6 protein-coding genes are annotated in these 6,775 nt (G+C 76.4%); 4 read left to right on the top strand and 2 right to left on the bottom strand.

Translation table 11 applies throughout. The features are described from left to right. Positions 1-73 precede the first annotated feature (73 nt). Together JZ5iCDA_RS14275 and JZ5iCDA_RS14270 are read right to left on the bottom strand one after the other, a co-directional pair. The gene (locus JZ5iCDA_RS14275) at positions 74-1,708 is read right to left on the bottom strand and encodes an aminopeptidase P family protein (protein WP_069387769.1); all 1,635 of its coding nucleotides are present in this window, start codon (positions 1,706-1,708) and stop codon (positions 74-76) included. After that, positions 1,705-2,565, bottom strand: a complete 861-nt coding sequence (locus JZ5iCDA_RS14270; protein WP_083260036.1) for an alpha/beta fold hydrolase — start codon at positions 2,563-2,565, stop codon at positions 1,705-1,707. The genes JZ5iCDA_RS14275 and JZ5iCDA_RS14270 overlap by 4 nt, the downstream gene beginning before the upstream one ends. Positions 2,566-2,733: 168 nt before the next feature. Between JZ5iCDA_RS14270 and JZ5iCDA_RS14265 the strand changes: the two genes are divergently transcribed. From JZ5iCDA_RS14265 to murC, 4 genes are all read left to right on the top strand, one after another. Next, positions 2,734-3,573: a PHP domain-containing protein gene (locus JZ5iCDA_RS14265; protein WP_069387768.1), complete on the top strand. Its 840-nt coding sequence runs from the start codon at positions 2,734-2,736 to the stop codon at positions 3,571-3,573. 40 nt (positions 3,574-3,613) lie between these two features. Continuing rightward, complete coding sequence (locus JZ5iCDA_RS14260; RefSeq protein WP_069387767.1) at positions 3,614-4,246, top strand: MarC family protein; 633 nt, start codon at positions 3,614-3,616, stop codon at positions 4,244-4,246. Between the two features lie 8 nt (positions 4,247-4,254). Next, complete coding sequence (locus JZ5iCDA_RS14255) at positions 4,255-5,451, top strand: CynX/NimT family MFS transporter (protein WP_069387766.1); 1,197 nt, start codon at positions 4,255-4,257, stop codon at positions 5,449-5,451. 150 nt (positions 5,452-5,601) lie between these two features. Next, positions 5,602-6,750, top strand: a complete 1,149-nt coding sequence (gene murC, locus JZ5iCDA_RS14250) for a UDP-N-acetylmuramate--L-alanine ligase (RefSeq protein WP_253182102.1) — start codon at positions 5,602-5,604, stop codon at positions 6,748-6,750. Positions 6,751-6,775: the final 25 nt, after the last annotated feature.

The raw sequence follows: 6,775 nt of genomic DNA, 5'->3' as shown, positions 1-6,775 counted from the left end.
CCCGACGCCGCCCCCGGCGTGACGGACCGGGGCGGGCGCCGGGCGCCCGTCCCGCGCGGGAGGCGCCGCGGGGTCAGCCGCGGAGCGACGCCATCCACGCCTCGACGTCCTCGGGGCGCCGGGGCAGCGCCGCCGACAGGTTCTCGTTGCCGTCCTCGGTGACGAGCACGTCGTCCTCGATGCGCACGCCGATGCCGCGGTACTCCTCGGGCACGGCGAGGTCGTCGGCCTTGAAGTAGAGCCCCGGCTCGATGGTGAAGACCATGCCCGGCTCGAGCACGCCGTCGAGGTAGAGCTCGCGGCGGGCCTGCGCGCAGTCGTGCACGTCGAGGCCGAGGTGGTGGCTCGTGCCGTGCACCATCCAGCGGCGGTGCTGCTGGCCGTCGGGCGACAGCGACTCGGCTGCGCTCACCGGCAGCAGGCCCCACTCCTCGAGGCGCGCGGCGACGACCTCCATGGCCGCGGCGTGGACGTCGCGGAACCGCGCACCGGGGACGGCGACGGCGAACGCGGCGTCCGCGGCGTCGAGCACCGCCTGGTACACGCGGCGCTGGACGTCGGTGAACGTGCCGTCGACGGGCAGCGTCCGGGTCACGTCGGCGGTGTAGAGCGACTCGACCTCCACGCCCGCGTCGAGGAGCACGAGCTCGCCGGAGCGCACGACGCCGTCGTTGCGGATCCAGTGCAGCGTCGTCGCGTGCTCACCCGCGGCGGCGATCGTCTCGTAGCCCACGGTGTTGCCCTCGAGGCGCGCGTGCGCGTCGAACGTCGTCTCGATGACGCGCTCGCCGCGGCGGTGCTCGAGCGCGCGCGGCAGCGTGCGCACGACCTGCGCGAAACCGGCGATCGTCGCGTCGACGGCCGCGCGCATCTGCTCGACCTCGTACGCGTCCTTGACGAGACGCAGCTCGGAGACGGCCTCGACGAGAGCGGCGTCCGTGCGGCGGAACGCCTCCTGCGCGCGCTCGAGCCACTGCGCCTCGGTGAGCTGCTCGTCCGGGGCGGCGGACTCGTCCGAGAGCCCTGCCTCCGCGCGGATGGCCTCGACGAGCGCCTCGACGCCCTCGTCCGCGCCGGAGACGATGAGCAGGTGCACGCCGTCCGGGCCGACGTCCTTCGCGAGCGCGTCGCGCAGCTCGTCGACGTGGCGCGCCTCGATGCCGGTGGCCGTCGTCACGTCGTCGAGCGACGGGCGCGCCCCCACCCAGAACTCGCCGTAGCGCGCGTCGGCGTAGAACTCCTCGGTGTCGCGCGCGGCGAGGGGACGCACGTACACCACGGCGTGGTGCGCGCTGCGCGCGCCGTCCGGGCCGGCCGGGTCGCCCGCGCCGTCCTCGACCGGGTCGAGCACGAGCACCGCGTCCGGGTCGGTGTCCCAGCCCGTGCCCGTGAGGTGCGCGTAGGCCGAGTGCGGACGGAACCGGTAGTCCGTGTCGTTCGAGCGGACCTTGAGCGGGCCGGCCGGGACCACGAGGCGCACGCCCGGGAAGCGTGCCGACAGCGCGGCACGGCGCGCCGCGGCGAACGGGACCGCGGGGGAGGGCTCGACGTCGAGCTGTGCGCGCGGCGCCCAGCCGCTCGTGATGAACGCCTTGAACGCCGCGGAGTCGGGGCGCTGGGAGCGGTTGCTCCCGCGCTCCGCGACGTCCTGCGACGCATCCGCGCTCGGGTCAGGGGTCTCGGAGGTGACGGGGGTGGCGTCGGTCATGCGACCAGTGTCGCACCGCGCTGCCGGGCGAAGTCGGCGAGCGCCCGGCCCAGCACGCGGTTGAACGCCTCCGGGGCCTCGCTGTTCACGTCGTGGCCGGCGCGCGGTACGACGACGAGCTCCGCGTCCGCCGCCGCGGCGAGGAAGCGCTGCTCGTCGAGGCGCATGTGGTCGCGCTGGCCGTTGACGAGCCACACGGGCACGTCGAGGCTGCGCACGTGCGGGAGCCACGACCGGCCGGCGAGCTGGGTCAGGGCGTCGGTGACGATGCCCCAGCCGGGCCTGTGCGCGGCGGGGTCGCCGGGATCGGTGGACCCGGCCGGCGGGAGCGCGGTGCCGCCCGGGTGGGACCGCCCCGCGCGGGCGAGCGCTCCCCAGGCCTGCGCGCTGCGACGGGCGGTCCACCGCGCGCCGCGCCCGACGGCACCGCCGCCGGCGACCGCGAGCCGCGCCACGTCGCGGTAGAGCGCGACGGGCTTGCCCTTCGGGTCGGACGTGCACGCCGCCGCCACCACGCCGGCGAGGTTCACCGGGCGGCGGGCAGCCCAGGCCAGGGACGTGTACCCACCCAGGGACAGGCCGACGAGCACCACGCGGCGGTCCGGGCCGAACGACGCCGCGGCCTCGTCGAGCACCTCGAACGACCGGTCGAGCGTGAACCGCTCGCGCGCGAGCACGCCGTGCGCGGGGAGGTCGACCGCGACGGCGTCGTGCCCGAGGGAGCGCACGTGCTCGACCTGGCGGTCCCAGATCGCGCCCGACGTGCGCATGCCGTGCACGAAGACGACCGCAGGCGCGGGCTCGGCGGCCGGAGCGGTGTCGTCGAGGGTGGGGGGAAGCAGGAGCGTGGAGGTCATCGTCCTCGACGATCGCACCACTCCCTGGGACTCACATGGTGAGCGGCGGTGCCCCGCGTGAACATCGTGTGCGGGTCCGGTGCCCCGGGCGACGGTCGACCGGGGCGACCGGGGCGACCGGGGCGACGGGACGACAGAGGGGTCGCGACCGCTCACTATCCTTGCTCCGTGCGCATCGACCTCCACACCCACTCGACGGCGTCCGACGGCACGGACGAGCCGGGGGAGGTCGTCGAGGCGGCCGCGGCGGCGGGGCTCGACGTCGTCGCCCTCACCGACCACGACACGACCGCCGGCTGGGCCCAGGCGACCGACGCGGCGCTGCGGACCGGGATCGCCCTCGTGCGCGGCGCCGAGATCTCCGCGCGCTCGGGCGGCATCAGCGTCCACGTGCTGTCCTACCTGCACGACCCCGCGCACGCGGCGCTGCTGGACGAGCTCGAGCGCACGCGCGGCGCTCGCACGAGCCGCGCCCGCGAGATGGTCGACCGCCTCGCGCAGGACTACCCGATCACGTGGGACGATGTGCTCGCGCAGACCGCCGAGGGCACGACGATCGGGCGACCGCACATCGCGGACGCGCTCGTCGCGGCCGGGCACGTGACCGACCGCTCCGCGGCGTTCGCGACGATCCTCGCGCCCGGCACGCCGTACTACGTGCCGCACTACGCCCCGGGCGCGGTCGCCGCAGTCCGCGGCGTGCGGGCGGCGGGTGGCGTGCCCGTCTTCGCCCACCCGGGCGCGGACGGCCGCGGGCGCGTCGTCGCGGACACCGTCATCGAGGAGATGGCCGAGGCGGGGCTCGCCGGGCTCGAGGTGCACCACCGCGACCACGACGAGCGCCAGCGCGCCCGGCTCGGCGACATGGCCCGCACCCTGGGGCTGTTCGTCACCGGGTCGAGCGACTACCACGGGGCCGGGAAGCCGAACCGGCTCGGGGAGAACACGACGGCACCGACCGTGCTGGAGCAGATCGAGGAGCTGGGACAGTTGGACGTGATCCGGTGAGCCGGGGGAGCGGGCAGAGGCAGGGCCGGGTGGCCGCGGCATGAGCGACGTGCTCGACGTCCGGCTCTTCACGGAGGTCTTCGTCACCCTGTTCGTCATCATGGACCCGCCGGGGACCGTCCCGGTGTTCCTCGGCCTGACGAGCGCGATGGGCTCCAAGCAGCGCAAGCAGGCGGCGCGGACCGCGATCCTCGTGGCGTTCGGCGTCATCGTGGCGTTCGCCGTGTTCGGCCAGCAGATCCTCAGCTACATGCACATCTCGCTGCCGGCGCTGCAGACGGCCGGCGGCCTGCTGCTCCTGCTCGTGGCGATGGAGCTCCTCACCGGCAAGATGGAGGACCCGGAGCCGTCCGGGAACAAGGGCGTCAACGTCGCCCTCGTCCCGCTCGGCACCCCGCTGCTCGCGGGGCCGGGCGCGATCGTCGCGACGATGGTGTTCGTCCAGCGCGCGGGCGAGGGCGGCAGCGGCGTCGCGGAGTGGGTCGCCATCGCCGCGGGCGTCGTCGCGGTCCACGTGTGCCTGTGGCTGTCCATGCGCTTCGCGAGCGTCATCAACCGCGTGCTCGGCGACTCGGGCACCATCCTCGTCACGCGCATCGCCGGTCTGCTGCTCGCCGCGATCGCCGTCCAGCTCGTCGCCGACGCCGTCACCGAGTTCGTGCAGACGGCGTAGGGGAACCCGTGACGATCCCCGAGGAGGTGCGCCGGCCGCTCGCCGCGGGTGCGGTGGTCGCCGTCGTCCTCGCCGCGCTGAACCTCCGCCCGGCCGTCGTGGCGATCTCGCCCCTGCTCGGCGAGATCCGCACGGACGAGGGGCTCAGCGGCGCGGCGGCCGGGATGCTCACGACCCTCCCGGTCCTGTGCTTCGGCCTGCTCGCGCCCGTCACGCCCGTGCTCGCGCGCCGCTGGGGCCTCGAGCGGGTGCTGTTCGCGAGCCTCGTCGTGCTCTGCCTCGGCTTCGCCGTCCGGCTCGTGCCGACCGCGTGGGCGCTGTTCGCCGGCACCGTCGTCGCGGGCTGCGCGATCGGCCTCGGCAACGTGCTCCTGCCCGCGCTCGTCAAGCGCGACTTCGCCGACCGCGTCGGCCTCATGACCGGCCTGTACTCGATGTCGCTGTCCGGCGGGGCGGCGCTCGCGGCCGGGCTCACCATCCCCGTGGCCGACGCCGCCGGGCTCGACTGGCGCGGCGCGCTCGCCGCCTGGGGGCTGCTCGCGGTCGCGGGCGCGGTCGTCTGGGCCCCGCGCGCGCTGCGCACCGCCGACGCCCGACCGGCGCCGTTCCGCAGCGGGACGGAGCCGTCCGCCGCGCGGACCGTGTGGCGCAGCCCGCTCGCGTGGGCCGTCACCGTCGTCATGGGCACGCAGTCGCTGTCGTTCTACGCGACGAACGCGTGGCTGCCCGAGATCTTCGTCGGCCTCGGGCGCACCGCCGAGGCCGGCGGGTGGCTGCTCGCGCTCGGCAACATGGTCGGCATCGTCGGCTCGTTCGTCACGCCGCTGGTCGCCGGGCGCATGCGGCGGCAGCGGGCGATCGGCGTCCTCCTCGTCCTGCTCGTCGCCGGCGGTCTCCTCGGCCTCGTGCTCGCCCCCGCGGCCGCGGCGCTGTGGGTCGTGCTCCTGGGCCTGGGCCAGGGCGGCGGCATCAGCCTCGTGCTCATGCTCATGGCGCTGCGGGCGCGCGACGCCGCGCACACGTCCGAGCTGTCGGGCATGGCGCAGAGCGCCGGCTACGTGCTCGCCGCGCTCGGGCCGCTCGGCGTCGGGCTCGCACACGACGCGAGCGGGTCGTGGACCCTGCCGCTCCTGCTGCTCGTCGGCGTCGCCGCCGTGCAGGGCGTCGCCACGTGGTTCGCGGGCCGCGACGCGCACGTGCACTGACCCCCGACGCCGAGGACCCCGGGCACCGCGGACCAGGTCCGCAGCCCCCGGGGTCCCGGGACGTGCTGGTGCCGGCTACTCCGCCGCGGGGGCGCCGCCCTGCTCGGTCTGCGCGACCGGCTGGCCGCCGCGCGTGCGGCGGGCCTGCGCGTGCTGCACCGGTCGCAGGCCCTGGCAGCGCTCATGGCCGACCGGCGCGCGGTCGCCGTCGCGGGCGCGCACGGCAAGACGACGACGTCGGCGATGGTCGCGGCCGTGCTGCGCCGGGCCGGGCTCGACCCGTCCTTCGCGATCGGGAGCTCGGTCGTCACGCCCGACGGTCCTGTCGCGGGCGGGCACCTCGGGTCCGGGGACGTGCTCGTGGCCGAGGCCGACGAGTCCGACGGCTCGTTCCTCAACTACGCGCCGGACGTCGCCGTCGTGACGAACGTCGAGCCCGACCACCTCGACCACTACGGCTCGCGCGAGGCGTTCGAGCATGCGTTCGTCGAGTTCGCGGCGCGGATCCGGCCGGGCGGTGCGCTCGTCGCGTGCGCGGACGACCCGGGCTCGCTCGCGCTCGCCCGCGCCCACGCGGCGCGCGGCGGCGCCGTCGTGACGTACGGCACCGCCGCGGACGCGGACCTGCGGCTGTCCGCCGTCCGGCCCGAGGCCGAGGGCGGCGTGAGCGCGACGGTCGAGGGCGCCGTCGCGGGCCGCGACGTCGCGGCGGAGCGGCTGCGCCTGCAGGTGCCCGGCCACCACAACGTGCTCAACGCCGCCGCCGCGGTCGCGGTCGCGGTGCTGCTCGGCGTCGATCCCTCCGCGGCGGTCGCCGGCGCGCACGACTTCCTCGGGACGGGTCGCCGGTTCGAGGCGCGCGGCACCGCCGCGGGCGTGCGCGTGGTCGACGACTACGCCCACCACCCGACGGAGATCGCGGCGCTCCTCGCCGCGGCGCGGCCCGTGGCCGGGGACGGCCGCCTGCTCGTGCTGTTCCAGCCGCACCTGTACTCGCGCACGCGCGCCTTCGCCCGCGAGTTCGCGGACGCGCTCGGGGCGGCCGACCTCGTCGTCGTCACCGGCGTCTACGCGGCCCGAGAGGACCCGGACCCGACGGTCGACGCCCGCACCGTCGTCGACCTCGTGCGCCCCGGCGTCGCGACGGCCGTGGAGGACCGGCTCGAGGCGGCGCGCGTCGTCGCGGACGCCGCGCGGCCCGGCGACCTCGTGCTCACCGTCGGCGCCGGCGACGTCACCGAGCTCGGCCCGGTCGTCCTCGACCGGCTCGGCCGTCGCGCAGGGGAGCCGGAGGCCTGATGCGTCCGCCGCCCCGCCCGCGCCC

This window comes from Cellulosimicrobium cellulans, assembly GCF_001722485.1.
In the GTDB taxonomy this organism is placed as follows: domain Bacteria; phylum Actinomycetota; class Actinomycetes; order Actinomycetales; family Cellulomonadaceae; genus Cellulosimicrobium; species Cellulosimicrobium cellulans_A.
The sequence above is the reverse complement of the archived record's forward strand: the minus strand, read 5'-3'. Positions and strand labels throughout refer to the sequence as shown.